Source organism: Scytonema hofmannii PCC 7110, from assembly GCF_000346485.2.
In the GTDB taxonomy this organism is placed as follows: Bacteria; Cyanobacteriota; Cyanobacteriia; order Cyanobacteriales; family Nostocaceae; genus Scytonema; species Scytonema hofmannii.
In genome coordinates, this window is record NZ_KQ976354.1 from 3,932,504 (window position 1) to 3,956,467 (window position 23,964).

The 23,964-nt window shown below is 38.7% G+C and carries 21 protein-coding genes and 2 tRNA genes; 3 read left to right on the forward strand and 20 right to left on the reverse strand.

Annotated elements, in window-relative coordinates; all coding sequences use genetic code 11:
- Positions 1-39 precede the first annotated feature (39 nt).
- From WA1_RS16040 to murA, 18 genes are all read right to left on the reverse strand, one after another.
- Positions 40-918, reverse strand: coding sequence for a hypothetical protein (locus tag WA1_RS16040; protein WP_017746452.1), 879 nt, complete (start codon positions 916-918; stop codon positions 40-42).
- A 97-nt stretch (positions 919-1,015) separates the two neighbouring features.
- On the reverse strand, positions 1,016-1,936 hold the full coding sequence (locus tag WA1_RS16045) for a glycosyltransferase family 2 protein (RefSeq protein WP_017746453.1): 921 nt from the start codon (positions 1,934-1,936) through the stop codon (positions 1,016-1,018).
- Between the two features lie 56 nt (positions 1,937-1,992).
- Positions 1,993-2,994, reverse strand: coding sequence for a glycosyltransferase family 2 protein (locus WA1_RS16050; protein ID WP_017746454.1), 1,002 nt, complete (start codon positions 2,992-2,994; stop codon positions 1,993-1,995).
- 122 nt (positions 2,995-3,116) lie between these two features.
- Complete coding sequence (locus WA1_RS16055; RefSeq protein ID WP_017746455.1) at positions 3,117-4,760, reverse strand: glycosyltransferase; 1,644 nt, start codon at positions 4,758-4,760, stop codon at positions 3,117-3,119.
- 95 nt (positions 4,761-4,855) lie between these two features.
- Positions 4,856-5,587 (reverse strand): 3-deoxy-manno-octulosonate cytidylyltransferase, encoded by a 732-nt coding sequence (gene kdsB, locus WA1_RS16060; protein WP_017746456.1) that lies wholly within the window; start codon positions 5,585-5,587, stop codon positions 4,856-4,858.
- Between the two features lie 91 nt (positions 5,588-5,678).
- On the reverse strand, positions 5,679-6,578 hold the full coding sequence (locus tag WA1_RS16065; protein ID WP_201789099.1) for a hypothetical protein: 900 nt from the start codon (positions 6,576-6,578) through the stop codon (positions 5,679-5,681).
- 161 nt (positions 6,579-6,739) lie between these two features.
- Positions 6,740-8,161 (reverse strand): MBOAT family O-acyltransferase, encoded by a 1,422-nt coding sequence (locus WA1_RS16070; RefSeq protein WP_017746458.1) that lies wholly within the window; start codon positions 8,159-8,161, stop codon positions 6,740-6,742.
- Between the two features lie 87 nt (positions 8,162-8,248).
- A complete protein-coding gene (locus WA1_RS16075) occupies positions 8,249-10,327 on the reverse strand; it encodes a carbohydrate-binding protein (protein WP_017746459.1) in 2,079 nt (692 codons plus the stop codon).
- Positions 10,328-10,501: 174 nt separating this feature from the next.
- Entirely contained in the window at positions 10,502-11,494 is a 993-nt protein-coding gene (locus tag WA1_RS16080) for a KpsF/GutQ family sugar-phosphate isomerase (protein ID WP_017746460.1), read from the reverse strand.
- A gap of 25 nt (positions 11,495-11,519) precedes the next feature.
- Positions 11,520-12,374, reverse strand: coding sequence for a glycosyltransferase (locus WA1_RS16085; RefSeq protein WP_017746461.1), 855 nt, complete (start codon positions 12,372-12,374; stop codon positions 11,520-11,522).
- Between the two features lie 61 nt (positions 12,375-12,435).
- Complete coding sequence (locus WA1_RS16090; RefSeq protein ID WP_017746462.1) at positions 12,436-13,113, reverse strand: acyltransferase; 678 nt, start codon at positions 13,111-13,113, stop codon at positions 12,436-12,438.
- 10 nt (positions 13,114-13,123) lie between these two features.
- Positions 13,124-14,446, reverse strand: coding sequence for an ABC transporter ATP-binding protein (locus WA1_RS16095; RefSeq protein WP_017746463.1), 1,323 nt, complete (start codon positions 14,444-14,446; stop codon positions 13,124-13,126).
- A 2-nt stretch (positions 14,447-14,448) separates the two neighbouring features.
- The gene (locus WA1_RS16100) at positions 14,449-15,363 is read right to left on the reverse strand and encodes an ABC transporter permease (protein WP_017746464.1); all 915 of its coding nucleotides are present in this window, start codon (positions 15,361-15,363) and stop codon (positions 14,449-14,451) included.
- A gap of 672 nt (positions 15,364-16,035) precedes the next feature.
- Positions 16,036-16,851: a WecB/TagA/CpsF family glycosyltransferase gene (locus WA1_RS16105; RefSeq protein WP_017746467.1), complete on the reverse strand. Its 816-nt coding sequence runs from the start codon at positions 16,849-16,851 to the stop codon at positions 16,036-16,038.
- Positions 16,852-17,298: 447 nt separating this feature from the next.
- Positions 17,299-17,583, reverse strand: coding sequence for a hypothetical protein (locus tag WA1_RS16110; RefSeq protein WP_017746468.1), 285 nt, complete (start codon positions 17,581-17,583; stop codon positions 17,299-17,301).
- A gap of 922 nt (positions 17,584-18,505) precedes the next feature.
- A tRNA-Leu gene (locus WA1_RS16115) sits at positions 18,506-18,589 on the reverse strand.
- A complete protein-coding gene (locus tag WA1_RS52775) occupies positions 18,568-19,443 on the reverse strand; it encodes a M48 family metallopeptidase (RefSeq protein ID WP_026135002.1) in 876 nt (291 codons plus the stop codon). The genes WA1_RS16115 and WA1_RS52775 overlap by 22 nt, the downstream gene beginning before the upstream one ends.
- A 226-nt stretch (positions 19,444-19,669) precedes the next feature.
- Positions 19,670-21,067: a UDP-N-acetylglucosamine 1-carboxyvinyltransferase gene (gene murA / locus WA1_RS16120; protein WP_017746469.1), complete on the reverse strand. Its 1,398-nt coding sequence runs from the start codon at positions 21,065-21,067 to the stop codon at positions 19,670-19,672.
- A gap of 166 nt (positions 21,068-21,233) precedes the next feature.
- Between murA and WA1_RS16125 the strand changes: the two genes are divergently transcribed.
- Positions 21,234-21,315 (forward strand) — tRNA-Leu (locus WA1_RS16125).
- Positions 21,316-21,416: 101 nt separating this feature from the next.
- Positions 21,417-22,205 carry a TrmH family RNA methyltransferase gene (locus WA1_RS16130; protein ID WP_017746470.1) on the forward strand — a complete coding sequence of 263 codons (789 nt, stop codon included), beginning with the start codon at positions 21,417-21,419 and terminating at the stop codon, positions 22,203-22,205.
- Positions 22,206-22,255: 50 nt separating this feature from the next.
- On the opposite strand, the gene WA1_RS16135 is transcribed toward WA1_RS16130, so the two are convergent.
- Together WA1_RS16135 and WA1_RS16140 are read right to left on the reverse strand one after the other, a co-directional pair.
- Positions 22,256-22,504: a hypothetical protein gene (locus tag WA1_RS16135; RefSeq protein ID WP_017746471.1), complete on the reverse strand. Its 249-nt coding sequence runs from the start codon at positions 22,502-22,504 to the stop codon at positions 22,256-22,258.
- A gap of 300 nt (positions 22,505-22,804) precedes the next feature.
- Positions 22,805-23,215 (reverse strand): acyl-CoA thioesterase, encoded by a 411-nt coding sequence (locus tag WA1_RS16140; protein WP_017746472.1) that lies wholly within the window; start codon positions 23,213-23,215, stop codon positions 22,805-22,807.
- A gap of 398 nt (positions 23,216-23,613) precedes the next feature.
- Here WA1_RS16140 and WA1_RS58115 point away from each other — a divergent pair, with 398 nt between their 5' ends.
- Positions 23,614-23,751 (forward strand): hypothetical protein, encoded by a 138-nt coding sequence (locus WA1_RS58115; RefSeq protein ID WP_169886889.1) that lies wholly within the window; start codon positions 23,614-23,616, stop codon positions 23,749-23,751.
- Positions 23,752-23,964: the final 213 nt, after the last annotated feature.

A 23,964-nucleotide genomic window follows, 5' to 3' on the forward strand; every position in this document is an offset into this window, starting at 1 on the left:
CAAAACACACAAAAATAATGCTATACTTATATGTTAAGATTATTTATTAGCGTATTGATTATATACTGTGATCGCTTTATATTTTAATAAAGAAAAAAGTATTTGTTGTTTATTTCCTGTAAAATAGTCCTTCATGTGCTTTTTCGCTTGACCTTGAAAATGGAGAGAGTTAAATTTAACTTCTCGATCGGAATCCAGATATTTACAATACAAAAATCCATCTTTCCAGTAAATCTTTTTCATTCCCTCATGCATTTCAAATCCGTCTGAAGAATTTATATTAGCATCATAAACAGAGCCATCAATCATATCAGATGTCAAACCGATTTCTTGGGAATACCTTTGGTAATACTGATTCAACAAAGTCATATCACAAATTCCACCTGCTTTTTGCCCTGCCAACAATGCTTTTTCCCTAATGGAATTCAAAATTTGAAACAACTCTGGGTCAGTATAAAACTTTATAAGGAGTTCGCAAAATTTCTTAATTCCCTCATACTTGATATAAGAATTGTGTCCCGAACCTTTTTTTGATAATGTAAAATTAAATTTTTCAAACTTTTTGAAAAATTCTTCTGATGCATCAACGTAAAGCATGACGTCAGAATCTATGTGTAAGCATTTTTCTAGTTTATTTTTTTCTAGAAAATTTTTAATAACAAACCATCTTTGAAAACAAAATAATTCATATTGGTAATTACTAAAACTCAGATGTTTTTCTGAATAGAGTTTTTCAAATTCTCTAGCCTCATCGTAGTAATTCTCTATGCGCTCGTGATTAATAAAATTTATAAAACTATTTTTATCATCTCCTAGCAGGATAATATCACTTTTAGGATTAAATACCTTAGCTTGTGCCAGACAATATGGTACGTAAGCTGAGTATCCACGATGAAGAACCACAATGGGCAAATACATAATTTTTCTATCTTTAAACTAAGAAACTTCTTTAAACGCTGCCGAGCATTGAATGATAAATTCTCAAAATAAGATTTTGAGAATAAACAATTGTAGGTTAATGAGAAACATCCCTTTTACTATAATAATGCGTGTAAAGAGACAAAAGCATAATTATCTTTTTAACAAAAGGAATTTTAGCCCATTTGATGAAAGCTCTATATGTCTTAAACTCTTTTTCAGTAGGATGAGAAATTGTTTGAAACTCAGTATGGGCTTGTTCGCTTAGATTACTGGAATAGTTCATTTTTTCTCCCAAAAATGAGAATAAGCGCTCAACACATCGATCGTATTTCTGCAAGTACTCGGGTGTCCTTTCTTTACTGCGTCCATAGTGACCATTATTACCGTGAACTCTGTACCTGACTAGAGGATTGGCTAAATAAAATTTTCTTGCTCCTACTATAGAAGCGCCATAAACTAAGCAATCATCAGCACGAATACGCCAATCCTCTAGATAAGGAATTGGTAATAAATTTTCTAACACATGTCTCCGCATTGAAACAGTCGATGTCCTGTGACCTATCCATACTTTACTGTAAAGAGTGATAATTCTGGAAATACCTAAGTCACGGTTTTTATCATAGCAATGAGCAATACGTTCTTCATGACCAAATAATTCAGCACTACAAAATAAAAAATCGCATTCTGGATGTTCTTTGTAAAAGCTCACGACTTCTTGGACATAATTCTCTTTGTAAAGATCGTCAGCATCAAGAAAACAAATAATATCTCCGCTAGCCCTATTAAAACCTTCATTAAAACTTGACAATTGCCCTTGATTGACTTCTTTAAGAACTAGACTGACTGTTTCATGATTGGCAAATTCTTCTTGCAATATGCTAACTGAATTATCTGTTGATTTATCATCCACAACAATAATTTCACAAACAGGAACTGATTGATTGATGACACTATTAATGGCATCAACAACATATTGTTGGTAGTTATAGTTGTTAATAAGTACAGAGACTTTCACTTTTAATGGCTCCTAAAAACTACAAGGTGTACCAAAATGAAAACTTCAACCTCTGGTCAACAGAGAATGTGCTGGTTCTTGTTTTTCACATCAATGTCTTGTTGCAAACTCGCCACTTGTCGTGCAGGAGGAAAGAAACGACCCGATAAATCTCCTTTAGTCCGGAAATGAGTGTAAATTGATATAAACATCATGAGTTTTTTCCAACGAGGAAGGTTAACCTCATTGAGAAGAGATTTAACATTCACGTATTCCTGGATTAGAGGATGAGGAATTGTTCTAAATTCTATATGAGCTTGCTCGTAGAGATTACTTTGATAGTTCATTTTTTTGGATAAATACGCAATCAGGCGTTCAACTGCTTGCTCATATCGTTGTTCGTACTCTTTTGTCTTTTCATGGCTGCGTCCGTAATAACCATTTTGACCGTGGACTCTGTATTTTATTAAAGGTTGTGCTAGATAAAACTTTCGTGCGCCCACTATTGATGAGCCATAAGTCAGACAATCATCTGCACGGATACGCCAATCTTCTAAATAAGGAATTGGGAATATTTTGTCAAGAACGTGTCTTCGCATAGAAAAGGTTGAAGTTCTATGTCCCAACCAGACTTTCTGATACAGAGTCACAATTCTAGAAATACCTAAATCGCGATTGGTTTCGTAAGCATCAACAATTTTTTCTTCATTCCCGAATACTTCAGCGCTACAAAACAAGAAATCACATTCTGGATGTTGCATGTAAAACTTGACAATTTGCTCTACATAATCATGTTTGTAAAGATCGTCAGCATCCAAAAAACAGATAATGTCGCCAGAAGACGCAAAAAAGCCTTCATGAAAGCTGGAAAGCTGTCCCTGGTTTTCATTTTTTAAAACTAATTTTACTTTTTCATGTCCCGCGTACTTATCCTTTAAAAGATTTACAGAATCATCTGTAGATTTATCATCGACAACAATTATTTCATCAACGGGAACAGATTGTAGTAACACACTGTCAATAGCATCAACTACATACTGTTGATAATTGTAATTATTAATGAGAACAGAAACTTTCATGATGGATTCCTCCTTAAAAAAATCACGATCTATGTTGAGTTAAAGTTAAATTTTCAAGCATTTGAAGCTACACTGTTGATTCAACATACAGTGCAGTAGATTTTACTAAACGCAGTTGTGGCTTAGCGTTTCTTTAGTAAAAAACTGTTCACAAATTTGTTTAGTTGTAAAACTAGTGGTAGAGAACGCAACTGCAAGCGCATCTTTGCTTGGAGACTAAGTTTGTTAATAAATAACTCGGATTTTTGCTGGCTCTGATAAACCTTGCTGGATTTAGACAAGTTCTGATAAACAAGGCAAGCCCCGCCTCCTAACTCCTGGTGAGAACCTAAAGCACAGAGACTCACAGATCGAAAACCTCTCGATTTCGCTAGCAAGTTTAAAATTCTTGTTTTGTGGTTTTTAGTGTCTCCTATCACGAATAAAAGACCGGATTTTGCAACTTGCTCTTGAATCTCTAATAGGAGAGGCTTTATTGCATCAGGTGTATCTGGTAAATCCAGTAAAATAATTTGGAACTGTTTTTCTAAAGGTGAATTTTCTAGCAAAACTTTGTCTTGAATACCAACCTTAGAACACCAAGATTTCATTTCCAATAAAGCTGCTGACGAATTAGAATATGTAATTTTTAACCGTGGTAAATCAGCTAAATCGGACAACAGTTCTTTATTATTCCCTTTCCAATATAAGAGTTCTATCTGAGAGTTAATTCGATGTATTTCTTGAATTATTTCGTAAATTTTGAGTCGAATCTTAAATTCTTTCTCACTTCTGTTTTGACTGATATGCAGAACTCGTTTGTCATGTTCAAGCAAGAAAGGTGGCTCAATTTCACCTTTCAATACAAAATTGTAAAACTTCTGTCGAACTGTATGCTGGTTGTAAAACTCTGTCAGCTTTTGATGACCCGCTAAAGCAATCTGTTCTGCTCGTTCGGGATTTTTAAGATAAAAATTGATTTTTTCGAGCAGTTCCCTTTCGTTTCCGTAGCACTCTAGATGAATACCTTCTTTAAATAGAGAAAATAAACCTGACTGAAGACTTAAACGGTCTGTAAGGAGAAAACCTCCTGCCATCAATGCCTCATAAACCCGCCTATTTGTATCTCCGTTCAAGCTACAGTTGAAAACTATTTTAGATTGAGTATAGTCTTCTAAGCATTCAATGTATGGTTTCTGCTGAATGTCGATATTGACTCCAGAGTTCTGCAAAAACTTCAACAGTCTGCTACGGTGAAGATGAACTTCAGATTGAGATCCTCGAAAAACAACATCGTAGGGCTTGGATTCTTTTGTCTGAGGAATATAATGTTTAATAACTGGGGTTCCAGGCAGCCAGAATACGTTCTTCAGACCAGCTTCCACGAAAAAGTGTAAATGCTGAACTCCTTGGTATACCCAATGATAGTCACACTTTAAAGCCTTACAGTATTCAATTATACCACTTAATGAACCGTCTCCCCAATGAAAAGTATCACCAATTTTCATAACCTTTGGACATTTGATTTTCTCAAGTCCTCTTGGTAGAAAGCTCATATTTCTGGCTGATAAATTGACTATCTCCGGTTGGAAATGGTCGGGAAGCTGCTCTAAAATTGCACTTACATTAAACTCGCCTGATAGAATAGATACAGCTTTACCTACTTTCACAGCCTCCAGGGGTGCTTTAGGACAGGCGATAATAGTTTTGTTAGCTGTATCTTCCAGATTAAATTCGCTCAACGGTACGGGGTATGCCCGTATAATTAACTCTGTGGGATTAAACACTTTGAATTTAGAACGTGTAATTTAGTAAATCCCTTTTCAGGGTTGAATATTTCTATTTGCCCGTCTTGTGACGGTTTAAATGCAATTTCTTTGCATCAAACTCTCGCAAGAATTGTGCTTTGTGCTTGAACCAAGTCATCGGGAGTGTTAATTTCCAAGACTGCCTTTTCCGTGAGGCATACCCGAATGTCAAAACCATGTTCTAGAACTCTCAGTTGTTCTAAGGCTTCACACTCTTCTAATGGAGTGGGTGTCATTTGAGCATACTGTGCCAGAAAATTTCTTTCAAAAGCGTAGAGTCCCAGATGATGAAACACGGGTGCATTCCCAGAATTACGGAAGTAGGGAATAGGGGCGCGAGAAAAGTAAAGGGCGTTGCTTCTGCGATCGCACAAAACCTTGACGGTATTGGGATCGGAATAGCCAACTTCAGAGTTTAGAGGGCATGCTAACGTTGTCATGACAGGCAATTCTCCAGAAATATAAGGAGAAACTAACTGGGACAACATCTGACCCGTAACAAAGGGTTGATCGCCTTGAACATTGACGACAACTTCCATGTCGGGATAACGTTGAGCAACCTCTGCCACTCGGTCTGTACCAGTAGCATGGTCAGAATGAGTCATTTCCACCTCTCCACCAAACTGAAGCACGCAATCAGCAATGACTTGGCTGTCAGTCGCGACGACTACCTGAGTGAAATCAGAACAGCTTTTAGCTGCTTCATAAACCCTCTGTACCATTGGGCGATCGCCAATGAGTGCTAAGGGTTTACCTGGAAAACGGGATGAATTGTATCGGGCGGGAATGACTGCAAGAATATTCATAATAGACTCGTAGAAAGGTTGTAAAAAACTAGAATTCTTTGTTAGCTAGTAGGATTTTCACTGCAAAATTTTGAGAGATTTTATTGAACCATTACTTTTGGAGTGAAATAATTTCTGTTATGAGTTGCTTAGTATATACTTTGGCGGCATCGTATATTACATGATCGGCATTTTCCATTTGTTCTTTTGCAAAAGTTATAGGTTTTTGAATGTGATGCACTCTAGGGGTTCTATCTGCGTAGGCATTGAGTGTTTTTTGAACTTGATTGAAGTAAGCTTGGAACTGTTCATTTTCATACAAATCTTTATAAATTGGGCTATTGGCTAAGTAAATATCAAAATTAAATTTTTCTGCTAAATCAATAAATTTATCTATAGCTAAACGATTGTGAGAAGAAATCTGAAATTCATGATTTTTAAGAAGCTCTATTTGTTCTGTTTTCTGCTGTTCAACATAACTAGGATTGGCTTGATTCCAAATCATAAATCCATCATCTTCAAGTTTGAAATTGCTACTTATTTTAAAAGAATCTAAGGGAAACATTACCATTTTTGCTAATGTCCGATTGGATGAATATAAAGGTAGATATTTTTCTAACAAAATTCTCAGTTGTTGTTTAAAACTCAGTTGAAGATGTGGTTCTAATTGCTGCAAATCACCCCACTGTAATGGTATTTTTGCCAGCAATGACGTCTGAAATTGACGGCTCCAAACTTCTGGAACGTGAACAACAAGAATATGCTGTGGAGGTTTAAATTTCTTCAAATATGTTTCTAACATCCATGCATCATTTAAACTAGTCAGGTTACCTATGGTGCAAAGATTAATAGAAGTCGTATTCAACACTTTGTTAAAGACACTTGGAACTACTCCTTGATTGCAACTAGAATCTCCTAGTATTAGCCAGTCAACAGGCTTCTGTAAATTGAGAAGCAATTCCCATTTAGCTCTAATTAACCACTCACCTCTATTTGTTGTATATTTCTCCAAATACCATTTAGCTGCAAAATTTGCAATGATAACAAGAATGACAACCCATATGATAGAGAGTATGATACTGCGAAATCTAATGGGGTTGACAATCTCTATTGGTAACTTTTGATTGGAAGGTTGAGCCATTTGTGTCTAGGTAAGTTGAAGTTGCTCTATAATTAAAATTGGAAGTAAATAAATTCACCAGATTCACGAACTCCAAAAATACAGATCCAAATAATAAAAAGGCTGTAAATCGGGATGTAAAACAAGGGTTTAAGCTTGGTGATAATAAGTAAATCTTGAGTCAAATGCTGGCAGAACTGAACGATAATAAGCGGTAGACAGAAAAATATTAACTCGTAAGTAAAGGTGAAACTGTGCTCTGAAGGAGTCAATCCAATATTAGTAAGAATATACCAAGTTTGGTCTAAAGAGCTTGAACGAAACATAATCCACCCAATATTTATGAGAAGAAACATCAAACACATTTGACTACAGATGAGAAACCATGGTGGTTTACTACCTTGCAACTTTTGATGTTTTGATTTTTTATCAAAAAAACGATAAACAATGAGAATAAATCCTTGATAAGCACCCCAAAGCACAAAGTTCCAAGCAGCCCCATGCCAAAGACCACCTAAAAGCATTGTTAAAAATAAGTTACGATATGTGTTGAGACTACCTTGGCGATTTCCTCCAAGAGGTATGTAAAGATAATCTCTCAGCCATCCAGAAAGGGATATATGCCAACGAGTCCAAAAATCACTGGGATTTAGGGCAAAATAAGGTAATTTAAAATTCAATGTTAGTTCAAAGCCCATCAGCTTAGCTATCCCTCGTGCGATATCAGAATAACCAGAAAAATCACAGTAGATTTGGACTGTAAAGGCAAGGATGGCAACGATAACGATCGCTCCTTTATACTGCGTGTAATTGTTGAAGATTTCGTTAGCAATAATTGATAAATTGTCAGCTATGACGACTTTTTTAAAAAATCCCCAAATTATGAGAAATATACCTGCATTAATTTGTTCTGCTTTTATTGTTCTTTCAGAATTAAATTGATCCATTAAGTTACCAGCTCGTTCGATGGGACCTGCTACTAACTGTGGGAAGAAAGAAATAAATAATGCAAAGTCAAAAAAATTATTTACGTGCTTGATATCTCCTCTGTAAACATCAATGACATAGCTCATTAATTGAAAGGTATAAAAAGAAATACCTAAAGGTAGAAGGATATTTAATGTCACCCAATCTAAATATATTCCACTAATGCTGAATAATTTATGTAGACTGTATGAAAAGAAGTTAAAGTATTTAAAAAATCCTAGTAATAACAAGTTTAAAATTATACAGACAGATAAAAGCTTCTTTTGTTGAGATTTTTCTTGATTGTCTTGAATCTTTTCAGCTATTATGAAATTCACTAAAATAGATATAAAAAAAAGAAATAAAGCACTTAAGCTCCAGTATCCATAAAATATAATGCTAGCAACTAGCAATAAATGATTCTGAACTTTATAGTTGGTTCTTAAAAAAATATAAATAGTATAAAATACCAAAAAGAAAATCACAAAATCAAAAGAATTAAAATTCATATTTTAAAAAAAAATTGATAAAATTAATAAAAAATCAAAAGGAACAAGAATGTTACATAATCTTGTTCCTCAAATCAACTAGCGATGCTAAGCGATCCCAATAACATTAGATGTGATACTGTTCGCTTGTACTCCATTCAGTACAGCTAATCGTTCGTTACCAAAGTTAATCCAGGTGTCAAAACCGTTGTTTGCTTGCATAATATTTAGTTGTCCAAAACTTAAGCCACTTGACAGTGCTAGCAAATCTTGACCAACTGAAAAATCAGTAATAGTGTCAGTTCCTTGTCCTGTAGATAGGACGAATTTATCTGCACCATTTCCTCCTGTTAATAAATCATTACCACCTCCACCGTTAAGGATATTAACACTTGCATTACCTATTAAAGTATCATTATGAGAAGAACCAATTACGTTCTCTATATTACTAAGCTTATCCTTTCTACTCTCAGTATTAAGAATTGCTTGATGCCAAACTTGAGCAACTTTGTTGTAACCGTTTTGAGTGGGATGAACACCGTCTTGTAAGTCATTAGGTGTTAACGCACTGTAAGCATCAACAAAAGAAACTTTTTTCCCTAAAGCCGCTTTGTCAGAAACTATCTGAGATATACCCTTCCGGACATTAGGTATCCCAAAATTAAAATCTTTGCCTTGCTGATTTTGTTGCGAGTTTGTAGTAATTGGCGCAATTGAAGCTACCAAAAGCTGGGCATTAGGTACTTTATTAGTAATTTGATCGATGAGATTGCTCAAACGATTGGGTGCATTATTGATGTCGTCATTCTTAAGGATGTCATTAGTACCGATCGTCAAAAGCACCATATCTGGCTTGTGTGTATCCAACCAAATATTGACATTACCATTGGCATCATTATTACTTGCAATATCTCTGATTCGCCACCCACCAAATCCAGCATTGTCTCTGTCAAAGCCTTGAGGTCCTGTGGAGCGCGGACCAACAAAATCCACATTAAAACCCCCATTTTTCAATGAATGCCACAAATCGTCACGGTAAGCACCGGAATCCCATTCAATCATGCCAAAAGTGTTGGAATCACCAAGAGGCATGATTTTGAAAGGCTGATTGCTCGCAGTGGCGAATTTATGGGAGACAACACCAGTATTCAGATTGGCAACGATAGGAGCTTTGGCTTGAGCATATGTGATAGTATCAATTCCATTACTTCCATTAAAAGTGTTACCACCAATACCGCCTTGGATGACGTTACCAAAATTGAGAGAAGGTTGTTGTGCGTTGGAGACGGGAATTAACTCGAAGTAGTTAACATTGAAATCACTTGTCAAAGCATCAAACCGCAATTGCTGTTGCCCTGCACTGAGTGTTAGGTGTTGGGAAGATTGGGCATTTTGCCAGTTTTGCCAGCTACCAGTCCCGCTAAAATTAACTGTTGTGTTTTGTCCGCCAACACTGACCTTAAAGCTGTGATTTTTGTTAATTGCAGAGGCAACGCGACCAACAACTTGATAAACTCCAGCAGTCGGAACGTTAATGTTGTAAGTCAGCCACTCTCCGGACGCAATCCAACCTACACCTGGAGTGCCATCAATATCCCCACTAGCAGCAATATCTACATTATCAGAGCGGTGTTGACCGCCACTATTACCAAGTGTAGTGTCGTAGTACGCGACGTTTTGACCACCACTTTTATAGTTTTCAGCTTGAATGCGAATTGATGAACTATTTGGGCTGGGAGATACTGGCTGTGGACTTGAGTTTGAAGCAGGGATTAACTCAAAGTAGTTAATATTAAAATCACTAGTCAAAGCATCGAACCGCAATTGCTGTTGACCTGCACTGAGTGTTAGCCGTCCTAAAGATTGGGTATTTTGCCAATTTTGCCAGCTACCAGTTCCGCTAAAATTGACAGTTGTGTTTTGTTCGCCAACACTGATCTTAAAGCTGTGATTTTTGTTAATTGCAGAGGCAACGCGACCAACAACTTGATAAACTCCAGCAGTAGAAACATTAATGTTGTAAGTCAGCCACTCTCCGGACGCAATCCAACCTACACCCGGACTGTTACCAATATCTCCGCTAGCGGAGATATCTACATCATCAAAACGATACTGACCTCCACTATTTCCAGATGTAGTATCGTAGTAAGCTAAATAATCTTCTGTTTGTACTCTAATAGATGACATATCGTGATATCGATCTTCCGCGATGCTGATAAAGTTTACTATTTAGAAGGACAACTAAATACTTTGCCGAACACGGAATAATAGGGAAATTAACACTTATTACTAATACCAATATTGTTTAAGTAATACTTAGCCTTGCTCTATAGAAGCAATATGAGAAACAATGCTTGGAATTTATAAGCCAATACGAATAATATCGTGAAGCCTAACCAAGCCCAGGCACTGCTTTTGAAGATCGACCACCGGTAAAACAGAAATTTGAGAAGGGCGATCTTCCATTAACTTGAGAGCATCATAAGCTAAGGTATCTGGTGTTACAGTTACCGGATCCATGGTCATTATTTTTTCCGCATTCAAGCTCTGCAACTCTTCTGAATTGGTTTTTTGCACCCATCGACGCAAATCTCCGTCGGTAATTAGACCCATCAACTGACCTGTTTCATCAACAATGTTGACTGCTCCCGAACCGCCTTGACTAATAATACTCACGACTTCAATCCAAGAGGCTTGAGGTTGCAGGATGGGATTGTCAAAACCTTTGCACATGAGATCCTCAACCTTTAATGTCAATCGCTTACCCAATCGCCCAGCAGGATGATTGAAAGCGAAATCTTCAGGAGTAATACCTCGCATTTGCATTAAAGTCATTGCGAGAGCATCTCCAATAGCAAGAGCAACCGTTGTACTGGTTGTAGGAGCTAAGTTCAAAGGACAAGCTTCGCGATCGACAGTAGCATCCAAAACAACATTTGCTTGTTCTGCTATCGTAGAGCGAATGTTGCCCAAGATAGCAATCATAGGTACTTGTCGATGCTTGAGATGAGGAATCATTTGAATTAATTCTTCTGTTTCTCCACTGTTGCTCAACAACATAACTACATCACTAGCCATGACTATACCTAAATCACCGTGTAAAGCATCGCAAGGATGCAAACAGACAGATACAGTACCAATACTATTTAAGGTGGCAGCAATTTTTTGAGCAACAATTCCAGATTTACCAACTCCTGTGAGCACGACTTTACCTTGACAGTTCGTCAACAGTGTTAATGCCTGTTCCAATTGGTCAGGATGTAACCTCTCAGCAGCTTTATTTATGGCATCTGCCTCTAATTTGAGGAGTGCAACAGTCTGGTGAACCGGAATGGAGGTGATAAATGAGTTCATACTGAGATTTTAAATAAGAGGACTTTTAAGCAAGTTGAACTTTCCAAAGCTTCCGTACTGATGCTTTAGCAAAATTAATCGCTTCCTTAATGCAATTATGAGAGTCGGCTTTAGGTGAGTTCCCTTCTAATAAACTCTGCCTGACATAAGAACGTACTAGACTTAATTCAATATCGCGCTCGGTAATATAGCCAGCAGCCATAGCTTCTCGGAAGTAGTTAAACCACAGATCTCCATATGGATGATTTGGATGCTTCCAAGGTTGGGTATAGAGGTTTGTATAGTGAATTAGTTTAGTGTCTTTGTCGTAGTAATCAAAAACATTCCACTTCGGATCGAGTTCACCAATCTTATAAGAATGATAAGCCAGAAATGTCTGGCTCATACATGAAAAGTCTGTATATGTATATAAAGTTTTAGTAAGTTCAGCACATATACTTTCCAGGTCGAACTTACATTTTTCACAATCTATCAGCATAACGCTTAACCCCCAAAGGTCTTCGCTATTATTGGCGTAAGCGTCTTTCTTAGCTAAAAAGTCAAAGCCATTTAGGCAAGTGTCAAAAAGTTCGCCAATATCAGTCAGACAGATAGTATCTGAATCTATATAAATAGCTTTGCCTTGATAGTTACAAATTTGAGGAATTAAATATCTATAGAGACTAAATTCAGTGACGTTCTGGTATTTAATATGGAGGGGCATGGGTGCTGGAAAAGGCTCTCCATCGTTGAGTTCAACAGCATTATGAGTCCCATTGAAAACATAAATATCTAGATTTCTTTTACTATGTTTTCGTAAGGAGTAAATTGACACTTTTCTTTCTAAAAGACTGGCTTCTCCAGAGCCAACAAAAACCCTAACTCGCTCTTGTGTATTCATGGCTAAAACACTGTAATTGATCCTTAAATATCTTCTTATGCGCTAATTAAAATAGATTTCATTAGCGCATAAGCAGAGATTTGTCTATATCATTTCTTTTCGACTCACCTCTTTTCCGAATAATTCTCCCAGGGACACCAACAACTACAGAATAAGGTTCTACACTTTTGGTGACTACTGTTCCAGCACCAATCACAGAACCTTTACCGATGGTGCAGCCCTCAAGGATGATTGCACCTGCTCCTATCCAGACATCATCTTCTATAATGACGCCTTTGTTGGTTAAAGGCTGGTAATCTATTGGAATGTCGATATCATCAAATAAATGATTGGCAGGATTAATAACCACGTGGGTTGCTATTCTGACCAAATCACCTATTATCAAATCCCCACAACCAAATAAAGCAGAGTAAGGATTGACGCTACAATCACGTCCAATTTTTATCTGACCTTGCATAGACTTAAGTATTGCAAAGTGCCTAATAATTGAGCGATCGCCAAGATAGATAGCAGAATTTTCGAGACTGCATTCAAGAGTTGCATAATCTTCTACGATTACATCATCACTCACAAACAACTGATTCAGATTACTTTTGATTAAAATTTTGCTACTAAGACTACAATTTCTACCATATTTTCCCAGGTTTTTTTGATAATCATTTTGAAATACTCGTTGCTTCAAACTCCCGTATCGTTGCTCAATTTTGTCGCAAACACTTATCAAATGCTTTAGTAACATACGCTAATCCTTATTGAGAATTCTTCGCCAAAGAACTTGGAGAAATTGAATCTTTAACAACTTTCCATTCTCTTTGTTGATAATACAAACATTGATTCATGTTGGACTCACTCTTCACAGAAAAAACAAAAGTTTCTACTGCATCAAAAACATTTAATATTCCCTCAGCTACGTTTAATTTTGCAGTGTAGACTCCAGGTTTTAACCCAAAGCAAGGCATATGTAACCGGAGTTCAAAATTTCCAGGTGAGACTGTCAGATCGCTACTTTTCTTATCACTCTCTAAAAATAGTACCCTTTCATTTTCAGATCCAGTATTAGATACAATCACCGTTGCATTTAAACTATCAACCTTCTTATGAGCTTTACAACCTATACATAAATTAACTGACTCACCTGTTAGAGGGAAATCCAAAACTTCTCCTTGCTCGTTTTTAAAACAAAGGTATGTAATATCAACGCCAGAACTATTTTGTGCGTTCTTTTCAGGAAATGTCATAGTTCCTTGGTGAGTTGTTGAGGTGTTTAAAAATAAATCGCTTTCATACTGATTCATGACGGATAGTGTTTCACCACTAGCTATCAGCGTTCCCCGAGATAAATAAACAGCAGAATCACATATTGAAAGAATCGATTGTGGGCTGTGAGAAACTAAAATGAAAGAAGTCCCTTTCTTACGCAGTTCTGCCAATCTCCGATAACACTTGATTCTAAATTTCATGTCTCCCACTGCCAAAACTTCATCAATTAAGAGGATGTCTGGCTCTGTATAAATAGCACTAGCAAAACCCAACCTTGCGGCCATTCCAGAACTGTAAGACTGTACGGGAGAATCAATTGCATCCCCTATTTCTGCAAACTCTACAACTGCATCAAATCTCTCATCAATCTCTTTTTTAGCCAGACCTAAAATAGCCATATTAGCGTAAATGTTTTCTCGCCCTGTCAATATTGGATTAAATCCAGCTCCCAAGGCAATCAGTGGTGCTAACCGTCCATTCACTTCTACCAACCCAGTATCTGGTTTAATCAGACCAGATACTATCCGCAATAGAGTCGATTTCCCACTGCCATTTTTTCCAACTAAGCCTAGTGATTCGCCCCGACGCAACTGAAAGCTAACATCTTTTAGCGCCCAAAACTCTTTAGGTCGTAAATTATCACTTTTCTCGCGTAGCCCTACTAACTCAGAAAAGATATCTTGAACACCATAAACTAAAGACCGCTTCAAATCCCGACAAAACTTTTTGGAAACCCCATTAACAGAGAGAATGACTTCATTTTCAGAATTTTGTGGGTTCACTGAAATATCGTGCTCAGTAATACTCGTCATTATTAAGAACTCATCCTTTCTACTACATAGGGAATTGCGAGACGATAAATAATCCAAGCTAGCAGTACCCCCACAAGTGTAATTAAGCTGACTATCCAAAACCCTTGCGGATCGGATATCACCCCTGTGGTTGCTAATTCTCGCGTTGTGACTAATAAAGGAGTGACTGGATTGAGCTTGACAATAGTTCCAAAAACGCCATCACTGGGAGTTGGATATACGACTGGAGTTAGAAACAGCCAAAATCCAGTGAATAATGTTAGACCCATTGTAAAATCTTGGTAAAGAGCACCTACTGGTGCTAACAGCAAACCAAGAAATGTTCCCAACAGGATTAAATGAATAAGTGACACTAGCGCCAAAATTGCGCTCCAACCTACTGGTATTTTGAAGAAAATAAACAAGCCCACAATCAAGATCAGCTTGATTCCAAAATTGAAAAACACTTCACCTAACTTGGCAATAATCAGTGCTTCTCGGGGAAAATTAATCTTTGATAACATTGCTTTGGCAGATGTTACAGCTTGGACGGGACCATTTAACGCCTCTACAAAAGTTTGCCATAGAGTTATGCTGAACATAACATAAGCAGGATACGGCAAACTCGTGTTTCCAAGATTAATCACCCCACTTGCTTTTGCAATTGTAAAGCCACCAGCCATGACGATAGGAGGGAGAAAAGCCCACAAAAGTCCCAGAAATGATTGGCGATATTTAGCGCTGATATCTCGAACCAGAAGTCGCCAAGCTAGTTCTCGTGACGCTAGCAAGTCCCGCCCCATCTCTTTAAACAACTCAAGTGGATGTCTCATCCTACTTTCTGGTCGATGCACGACTCTGTATTCTTTTGAAGAACCTCTTCTAGGAGAAGTCGAGTCATGATTTTGTTTAGTATACTTTTGGCTATTTTGTGTCATGATGCGATGAATTCCTCTTTTTGGGCATCAGTCTAATTCACTTGATTTACCTACCTATCTGACCAAATTTACTATTGGATAGCCCTAAAATTCATGACTACAGCTATGCCTCCCGCCAAAAAAATTACTTCTCACTAAAAAGCTGAGTATACGGGCTTACTCAGTTTCTACTCTTGTATGGTAGTTGCTCAAACTAATCTTGTCATACGTTCTCGGCAAAGTGGCAAGTATTTTAGACATCTTTATCAGAACATTTACGGTTATCTAGGCTCTTTCTTTAAGAAAAATCAGTGGAATTACCACTTTTGTTTGGTTTTGAGCAATATAACCGCCTGAAACATCTGAGGATAAATTTTTGGACTTTCTGTGAATTTTATTGTTCCTTCCGGATAAAGTTTTTTGTAGCATGAATCCCAACCGGGAGTTTGAGAAATGAAGATTGCTGTTGTACTCTGCATCATAAATTCACACATAGCTGGAGAGGCTGGCAATCCGAAATGTTTTGCTCACAAATGTTAGGACTTTCTTCTCTACAATTAATAGCTTGCTTTAAGAAAGTTGCCCAAAGTAAAGGTAGTGCTCTAGAAAAATCCCAAAAAGAGCTTGTGCTTTTATTTGCTAGATGCAGAATAAACAACAACAAACATACTTAGCTAGAGCAATGAAAGAGCATTAATTCTTCCATCCTAAATACCGTTCCCGGATATGAAATGGCGTACTAATGACATCACTGGATGTCAACAGTTGCTTAACAGCCAACCAGATAAATGGTGGAATAGTCTTTGTATAGCGATGCCAAAGGCGACCTGGTTCTTGTAACCACCGAAATAGCCATTCTAACCCCAAATCCCGCATCATGCGGGGTGCTCTTCTTTGAATTCCTGCATAAACAGGAAAAACACCTCCCAAACCAATCATCACTGCTTGAATTCTGTCCTTATGTTGGGCTATCCAATTTTCTTGTTTTGGACATCCAAGAGACACAAACACCAATCCAGCACCACTGGAGTTAATTCTTTTAATGAGTGCTTCGTCTTCAGTTGGAGTTAGAGGACGAAAAGGCAAGGGTTCCATTGCCGCAATTTTCAGGAAAGGAAATTCCGTCTCTAACCTTTTTCTTATGCGAGAAAGAATCTCTGCTTGAGAACCGAGGAAAAATACACTGACATTCTGTTTTTGAGCAAGGTCGCACGCTTTTAATAAGATATCCATCCCTGCTACGCGGTCTTGGTAATGTGCGCCTAAAAGCCTCATCATCCAAACTAGAGGCATACCATCAGGAGTGACAAGGTCTGCATTGTGTAATACAGTGCCAAAGTCGGGGTTCCAATAAGCTTCCATCAACATATGTACGTTGGCTACACATACTGTCTTGCTCTCACGAGCTGAAGCCCACCTTAGTATTGTCTGGATTTGGTCATCAAACCGTAAGGCAGTGATAGGAAAATCAAGCACTCTCTGAGTAGGGAGAAAAAACCCTCCTACCATAAGTCACTACTCCTTGTGTCCAACAAATTCTCAACACACCGACTTGACAATTCTCAAGATTGAAGATGGCTAGTTATGTCTCTCTGGACTGTCTTCTCAACTTGGGGCAATGTCGGAAGTTAACACGCGGAGATGCATTAGCTCTTTCAGTAAATTTCTAACTTCCCTGGTAATAAGTATTTTACTTAGCCTGTATAGCAATTTACAATAAAACTGTACATTAATATATGTTTTCTGAAAAACTTTATATTAACTTCATATTGTCTTTTTAAAATTTTTATCTAAGGATGATTGACTTGAGTAGAAATATCTACGTAGAAATAAATAATTAAACTCGCAGCCAAATCTAAAACAGTTAAGTCACTAGAGTTTACGGTTTAAAAAACTTGAATCGTAACTGAAAGGAACAATATAAATTTTTAGTAAATTAGAAAAAATTTGCCAGAACTATTTCGTGACAAGCTTTATCCAACTTTCACTTTCATACACCATACGGAAAGCTACATCAATGCCATTTTCTATAAAAAACAAGGGGAGAAGATTTGATTCTCTTCCCCCCTTTGGTTCCCCACTATTTTTATTTCGCTTATCATTATCTAGCAGCTCGCCCTCCTTCAGTTTCTTGCGGAGCATTTGCTGCTGTTTCTTTAGCTGACGCTGTCTTGCAGAACCACCCCTACCTTTATTGTTCCTACCTTCTCGGCGAGGAGACTCCCATCTTTTCAATCGCATTGTGATTAACCTCTCTTAATTTAAGAAGCGATCTATTGTCTAAAACCAAAAACTTTTACCACTACTAGAGAATACTAAAAGTTTTTTTTATGAGAACTATAAGTTGTACTCTTACATTATAATTCATGGATATTACATTGTCAACTCATCTCGGCAATTCAACAAACATACTGTAGCAACAGATAACTTGTGGCTGTTGTTACACATCTCTAATTTTCCCTTCACATAAAATCTTTACTCACCCCAGAGATAGATGTGGATAAAAGAGTCTTTACTCCTCAAAGATTAAGCTTCAGAAAATTTGTAAAACGGGAAGCGATCGCTCCGCTTGCATTCTCCATACACAGAGAGATACTAGTTTAGCTTTAAACAAAAAAACAAATTTAATCGCAAAAGACACAGGTCTCTTTACAAAAACTTTATACTTACTAACTGTATTCACAATGTATAAGCTGTTATCCGGAAACAGACCTGTAAATAAGAAAAATCAAGTAAGCCACTAAAACGGATAAAGGGCATGGCACAAGCAAAGAATGATTTTCACGCTCCTTTTTTAATCACCGCCTATATGTGTCTAGTTGAAACGATATCTAACTCTCACTTCCAACCAGACAGATTGTAAATCTTACTACTTTTTAGGGATGTCCAAGAAATAAATTATCCCCAATTGTGGGACGGGCGTCCTCGCCCGTTCTATATCAATGGCAGGCTAGAAGCCCGCACCACAAGAAATATCAATGGCGGGCTAGAAGCCCGCACCACAAGAAAAAGTTGGAGATTTTTTATTTGGAAGTCCCTTACCCAAAATTCAGAAACGAACTATGCAAACCTCTTCACACAGGTAAAGATATTTTACCAAAGTTGCAACAAGCGAGCAATGCCCACCCTACTACTGATTACTGGTTACTGTTCGCTGATTAAATGGGCAAGAGGAGAATCGAACTCCTATGACCGCAAGGTCGCCACATTTTGAGTGTGGTGCGTCTACCAGTTTCGCCACTCGCCCTTGGTAGCAACTTCACTAGTATAACCTATTTTTTGATTTTGCAACAACTTTTGATATTCTTTACTGCCTGCCCAGCGATCGATTTCTCTAGCTCTAAGTACAGGCACCGGATGTGTTAACTGGGAAGTCCGGGTAGCTTTCACCATTTCACCCAATTCTGTCTTGCTAATCTCATCATAAGCACGAGCCTGGGCAATAAAAGCATCTAAGTTAAGCTGCGGTGCGAGAGTGGGCGAACCACCTGCTAGTTTCATCAAAACCGACATCACAACCCTGGGATTTTGCGTTGCCAACAATGCGGCGCGATCGCAAGTAAACTCAGCACACCGTATCCATTCCAAAAGCTGTGCTTGTATTGCTTGAGCGAGAACAGCACCCACTGTAGGCACTACTGCTGCAGCCAATATCAATATATTTACCGGAGTCAAATAAACACTGTGGTCACACTTGAGATGTCCTAATTCATGGGCAATTACTGCCTGAATTTCTTCTGGCTCCAGCATATCAATCAAAGAAGTATGCACCACGATAAACGGCTGTTTTCCACGCATCGCAAAGGTATAAGCATTAGGAGCCGGATGTTGCCTTACATACAATGATGGTGGCTCGATATCCAATATTTTGCAAGCGTCTAACAACAGCTGGTGTAAGTGAGGAAGTTGTTTTTCACCCACTAGAACACTTGATGCAATATTTTCCACATAAAAAACCTGTTCCGCCAAAGGTCCCAAAAGACTCCGTACTATCATATCGACTCCGGGCACCTGCTTAAGTGCTTGAGTTGCCTCCAGATCCAATGGATGACGAAATGAATCGGCTTTGAGACCAATCAATTGAGTTTTGGGGAGTAACATGGGGAAAGCGTTTTTAACCTTACCATTACTAGTATAAGGGAGTAGGGAGTGGGGAGTGGGGAGTAGGAGAGGAAGATTTTCATGATTTGAAATTTTTTCATCGCGACTGCCTCGCCATACAGAAGACGGAGCCTGCGAAAAAGGCATTCCCAGCGCTGGCTGGGAACGAGGTGAGGGGTCAGCCTCACCATTCGCCAACAGCATTTTGCTAGGTGGAAAGTGCCAATTAAACTACAGCCGACTCTTGAGAATTCATAACGCTCTTATTCTCTTCGGCTTCGATCTCTGGAACAGCAGGCGATCGCTCAATTTTAGCTCCCACTTGCTGCAATTTCATATCGAGCCTGTCGTAACCCCGATCCAAGTGACGCAATCCTTGAACGACAGTTTTACCTTGTGCTGCAAGTCCGGCGATAACCAACGCTGCTGATGCTCGCAAATCCGTACCCAGTACAGGTGCGCCTGACAGCATAGAAACTCCCCGAACAAATGCAGTATTCCCTTTAACTCGAATGTCAGCCCCCAAGCGATTTAACTCCGAAGCATGGCGCAAACGATTCTCAAACACGGATTCGTTAATGACACTGTCCCCTTCAGCCAGTGTAAGCAATGCCATAAAGGGCGCTTGCATATCTGTGGGGAAACCTGGATGTGGCAAAGTTTCGATGTCAGTCGCCCTTAGGGTTTCTGCTGGCAAAGTCCGCAGACAATCCGGTGCTTCCTCAATAATTGTGACTCCGATTTCTTTTAGTTTGGCAATCACAGGTATGAGATGCTCGGGTACCACTGGTGATAGAAGAAGTTCTGAACGGGTAATGGCTGCTGCCACTAAAAAAGTACCCGCTTCAATGCGATCAGGAATAATATCGTACTCCGTAGAGTGCAACTCAGGCACACCAACAATTGTAATTGTGCTGGTTCCCGCACCCTGTATTTTTGCTCCCATTGCGATACAGAAGTTTGCCAAATCGATCACTTCCGGTTCGCGAGCAGCATTTTCAATGATGGTTTCGCCATCTGCAAGAGTCGCAGCCATCATCAGCGTTTCTGTAGCACCTACGCTGGGAATGTCTAAATATATCTTTGCTCCCTTCAATCGGGGGTTTTTGCCAGGAACATAAGCATTACAAATACCATGTTCAATCTGAACTTCAGCCCCCATTGCTTGAAGTCCTCGAACATGGAGATCTACTGGTCTTGCTCCAATGGCACAGCCTCCCGGTAACGGGACTTGTGCAACTCCCAATCGTGCCAGAATTGGACCGATAGCAAAAAAACTTGCCCTCAATTGTGTCACCAGTTCGTAAGGAGCCTTAGATGTTGTAATGTCTCTGGCATTAATCTCTAAGATTTCTCCCTCTTGCTTCAAGCCAACGCCCAAAGCTAACAAAACTTGACCCATCCGTGCAACATCTGCCAGTAGCGGCACATTGCGAATACGACATTCACCCGAGCAAAGCAATGCCCCAGCCATTATGACTAGTGCTGAATTTTTCGCCCCACTAATTTTTACATGACCGTGCAAACGATGCCCGCCCCATATTTGCAAGACTGAGGAGTCTGCTTCGGAATAAGATTTGGCATCTGGTAAGCCGCTAGAAGGAATAATAAGCCTACCCTCCATAAAGAACTATACTATACGATATAAGTTGGTTTCGATTCTACACGATAGATTTTGATTGTCCACTATTATGTCGGAAATGGGGCGTGGGAAGTAAGGGTTGACAATCAGAAATGATTGAGCAATAATAAGCAATCGTGAGTAAAATAATATCACGAAAAAACTACACGCGGAACTGGCGGAATTGGCAGACGCGCTAGATTCAGGTTCTAGTGCCGCAAGGCTTCCGGGTTCAAGTCCCGGGTTCCGCATGGAAAATTATAAATTATGCATTAAGTTAGGTTTAGATCCCCGACTTCTCAAAGAAGTCGGGGATCTAGTAGATCTATCAATTTAGCGGTCATAATTGTTGATGTTAACTAGTTTACAAAACACACTGGTAAAGCAAATTCGCAAACTTCACTCCTCTAAGGAGAGACACAAGCAAGATCTATTTTTAATAGAAGGAACGCATTTAGTCGAAGAAGCTGTCAGCGTGAATTATCCTCTAGAGGCGGTGTGTTGTACTTCAGAATGGCAAGCAGCACATTCTTATCTATGGCAGCAAGCTTGTAATCTAAGCGAAAGAGCAGAAACTGTAAGCGAAGAAGTTTTGAAAGCGATCGCAACGACAGTACAACCAGATGGGATCGTGGCAACGGCAAAAAAAGGCGATCGCACTCTGGCAGTTCCGTTTACCGATGTCGTGTTAGCATTAGAAACAATACAAGATCCCGGCAATTTAGGTACAATAATTCGTACTGCAGCAGCAGCTGGTGTATCGGGATTGTGGCTGAGTGAAGATAGTGTAGATTTAGATAATCCAAAAGTGCTACGTGCTTCTGCAGGGCAGTGGTTTCGCTTGCCAATAGCAGTTAGCCCCGATTTAAAGACGACAGTACAGCAAAGTCAGAAAGAGGGGATGCAAGTTGTGGCAACCTTGCCAACAGCGACTTTAACTTATTGGGAAGTAGATTGGTGCAAACCCAGTTTGATTTTGTTAGGAAATGAGGGTGCTGGTTTATCAACAGACTTAACTGCAATGACAGATTTACAAGTCAAAATCCCTTTACAGCCCAGTGTAGAGTCTTTAAACGTTGCAATCTCTGCTGCGTTAATGCTTTACGAAGCTCAAAGGCAAAGGAATTTTGCTAGTTGTTAGTTGTTAGTTGTTAGTTGCTTATTTTTCTACTATCCGCTAACCACCAACAACTAACCATTAACATTTCCATTTTTCCGTGCCATATATTGCTCGATATCAGCAACTGCATCTTCAAAAGCTTCTAAATCAATTCCGAATGAATCGTTAGCTTCTTGTATTTCACCGATACTAGCACTGGGCAACTCTGTGGTTTCTTCATTTTCAACAGTGTTCTCATGAAGCATATCTTCCAACTGGTTGAGAGATTTAAGAAACTCCTTAGCAGCAGCACGACGCTGTTTTTGCTCATTTTGATCCATAATCCGTTTATAATCCCCTTTGTCACTTACTCCTATACTGTTTTCTCCATCTGTTCTAACGGATTGTATCTTGTTTTCTTTCTCCTATCTTCTTAGAGTATGTGGGGTAACCCCTTTGATTTGTACCGCCTCTGATATTGTTAAGTACCTAGACATAGCCTTTGCGTGAAATTACTATATCTAGGTATACCTAATTATTTTGTGAACTGCTTAACCGCTAAACGTAGATCGTACTCTTTAATGACTAAAACCGCCACGCCTACGTGATTGGCAGTCAGCTTTTATTAAGATTTTTTACCTTCAAATACTTATTTGTAAGAATTTTTCTTGCAAAAAATTGGGTATTGGTCGAGGGCGCATTGTTTTGACATCCACCCACACCCACAAAACCTCAGCATTGACAAATAAATCTTCTTGATTCTGCTTGCGAATTTCGTACCGTCGATAAGCACGAGTCCCCCGCATTTCTTTCAACCAAGTTGCTACTTCAAGCGTATCACCTGCGATCGCGGGACGGAGGTAATCAATTTCCACTCGTCGCATAACAAACATGCCACCCAGTTCTCGATAAACATCCAGAGTCAAACCCAAGTGTTCGGAATGTTCTATAGCGGCTTGTTCCAAGTAATTTTGGTAAACGGCATTATTAACGTGTCCTAGAGCATCCATTTCGTAGTGCCGAACCCGCAGTAATGTTTTAAATGGTTGCATGAGTGTTATGAATTGCAGAAAGCAGATGATATTGTAGCAGCATCAATCCGGTAATTACCTGTCACTTTTTGTTTATATTGTTAGCGCGAACAATAATAAGCATTAAGTTTTTTCTCAAAAAAGTGCGATCGCGTAAGTGTCAACCTTTACTTGTGAGAGTATAATAAAGATATACAGATAAGAAATATCTTTTCTGTACATCGTGTTTATTTAATTAGGAAAATGGGTTTAAAAACTCATGTCTGATTAAATTTTAAAAGATAAATTTCAATCTGAGCTAGTTCATACTTGAAAATCGGTGAGGTTTACTCATCTTTTCCAAGAAAAATTAATATAGCTGAGTTGAAGTTCGATTAGTGGCGTCTAGTACGAGCTACTAAAAATCGGAGGGAATCGATATGGCTACTCATCAGAATTTAATAACTAATTTGTGGCATAAAGTACAGCAAGACTCCGTAGGTTGGGGTTCATTAATGCTTTGGGTGGTTGGAATGGTTGTGCTATTACTAATGATTGTGATGTTTTCTACGACTTAGTGATGTATCACCTGACCATTGGGCGTTTAAAGCAGTGATGACGATGTATGACTGTGAAGCATTCCGTCAAGCTACCCCACCCTCATTGCTGCAACAACCTCAACCCTCTGAAAGCGAGCAGTTTCCCTAAAAAGAACCTCAGTCGCAAACAGAGCAGTCGTAAAGGGAAAATTACATCGAATGGTTAAATACGTGAAAAGAGCCTGGTTTTGG

Excerpts from the sequence above, each read along its gene's own strand:
- WA1_RS16040 (WP_017746452.1), bottom strand. The coding sequence starts at position 918 with ATGTATTTGCCCATTGTGGTTCTTCATCGTGGATACTCAGCTTACGTA.
- WA1_RS16050 (WP_017746454.1), bottom strand. The coding sequence starts at position 2,994 with ATGAAAGTTTCTGTTCTCATTAATAATTACAATTATCAACAGTATGTA.
- kdsB (WP_017746456.1), bottom strand. The coding sequence starts at position 5,587 with ATGAATATTCTTGCAGTCATTCCCGCCCGATACAATTCATCCCGTTTT.
- WA1_RS16070 (WP_017746458.1), bottom strand. The coding sequence starts at position 8,161 with ATGAATTTTAATTCTTTTGATTTTGTGATTTTCTTTTTGGTATTTTAT.
- WA1_RS16075 (WP_017746459.1), bottom strand. The coding sequence starts at position 10,327 with ATGTCATCTATTAGAGTACAAACAGAAGATTATTTAGCTTACTACGAT.
- WA1_RS16080 (WP_017746460.1), bottom strand. The coding sequence starts at position 11,494 with ATGAACTCATTTATCACCTCCATTCCGGTTCACCAGACTGTTGCACTC.
- WA1_RS16085 (WP_017746461.1), bottom strand. The coding sequence starts at position 12,374 with ATGAATACACAAGAGCGAGTTAGGGTTTTTGTTGGCTCTGGAGAAGCC.
- WA1_RS16090 (WP_017746462.1), bottom strand. The coding sequence starts at position 13,113 with ATGTTACTAAAGCATTTGATAAGTGTTTGCGACAAAATTGAGCAACGA.
- WA1_RS16095 (WP_017746463.1), bottom strand. The coding sequence starts at position 14,446 with ATGACGAGTATTACTGAGCACGATATTTCAGTGAACCCACAAAATTCT.
- WA1_RS16100 (WP_017746464.1), bottom strand. The coding sequence starts at position 15,363 with ATGACACAAAATAGCCAAAAGTATACTAAACAAAATCATGACTCGACT.
- WA1_RS16105 (WP_017746467.1), bottom strand. The coding sequence starts at position 16,851 with ATGGTAGGAGGGTTTTTTCTCCCTACTCAGAGAGTGCTTGATTTTCCT.
- WA1_RS16110 (WP_017746468.1), bottom strand. The coding sequence starts at position 17,583 with ATGCGATTGAAAAGATGGGAGTCTCCTCGCCGAGAAGGTAGGAACAAT.
- WA1_RS52775 (WP_026135002.1), bottom strand. The coding sequence starts at position 19,443 with ATGTTACTCCCCAAAACTCAATTGATTGGTCTCAAAGCCGATTCATTT.
- murA (WP_017746469.1), bottom strand. The coding sequence starts at position 21,067 with ATGGAGGGTAGGCTTATTATTCCTTCTAGCGGCTTACCAGATGCCAAA.
- WA1_RS16130 (WP_017746470.1), top strand. The coding sequence starts at position 21,417 with ATGTTAACTAGTTTACAAAACACACTGGTAAAGCAAATTCGCAAACTT.
- WA1_RS16135 (WP_017746471.1), bottom strand. The coding sequence starts at position 22,504 with ATGGATCAAAATGAGCAAAAACAGCGTCGTGCTGCTGCTAAGGAGTTT.
- WA1_RS16140 (WP_017746472.1), bottom strand. The coding sequence starts at position 23,215 with ATGCAACCATTTAAAACATTACTGCGGGTTCGGCACTACGAAATGGAT.
- WA1_RS58115 (WP_169886889.1), top strand. The coding sequence starts at position 23,614 with ATGGCTACTCATCAGAATTTAATAACTAATTTGTGGCATAAAGTACAG.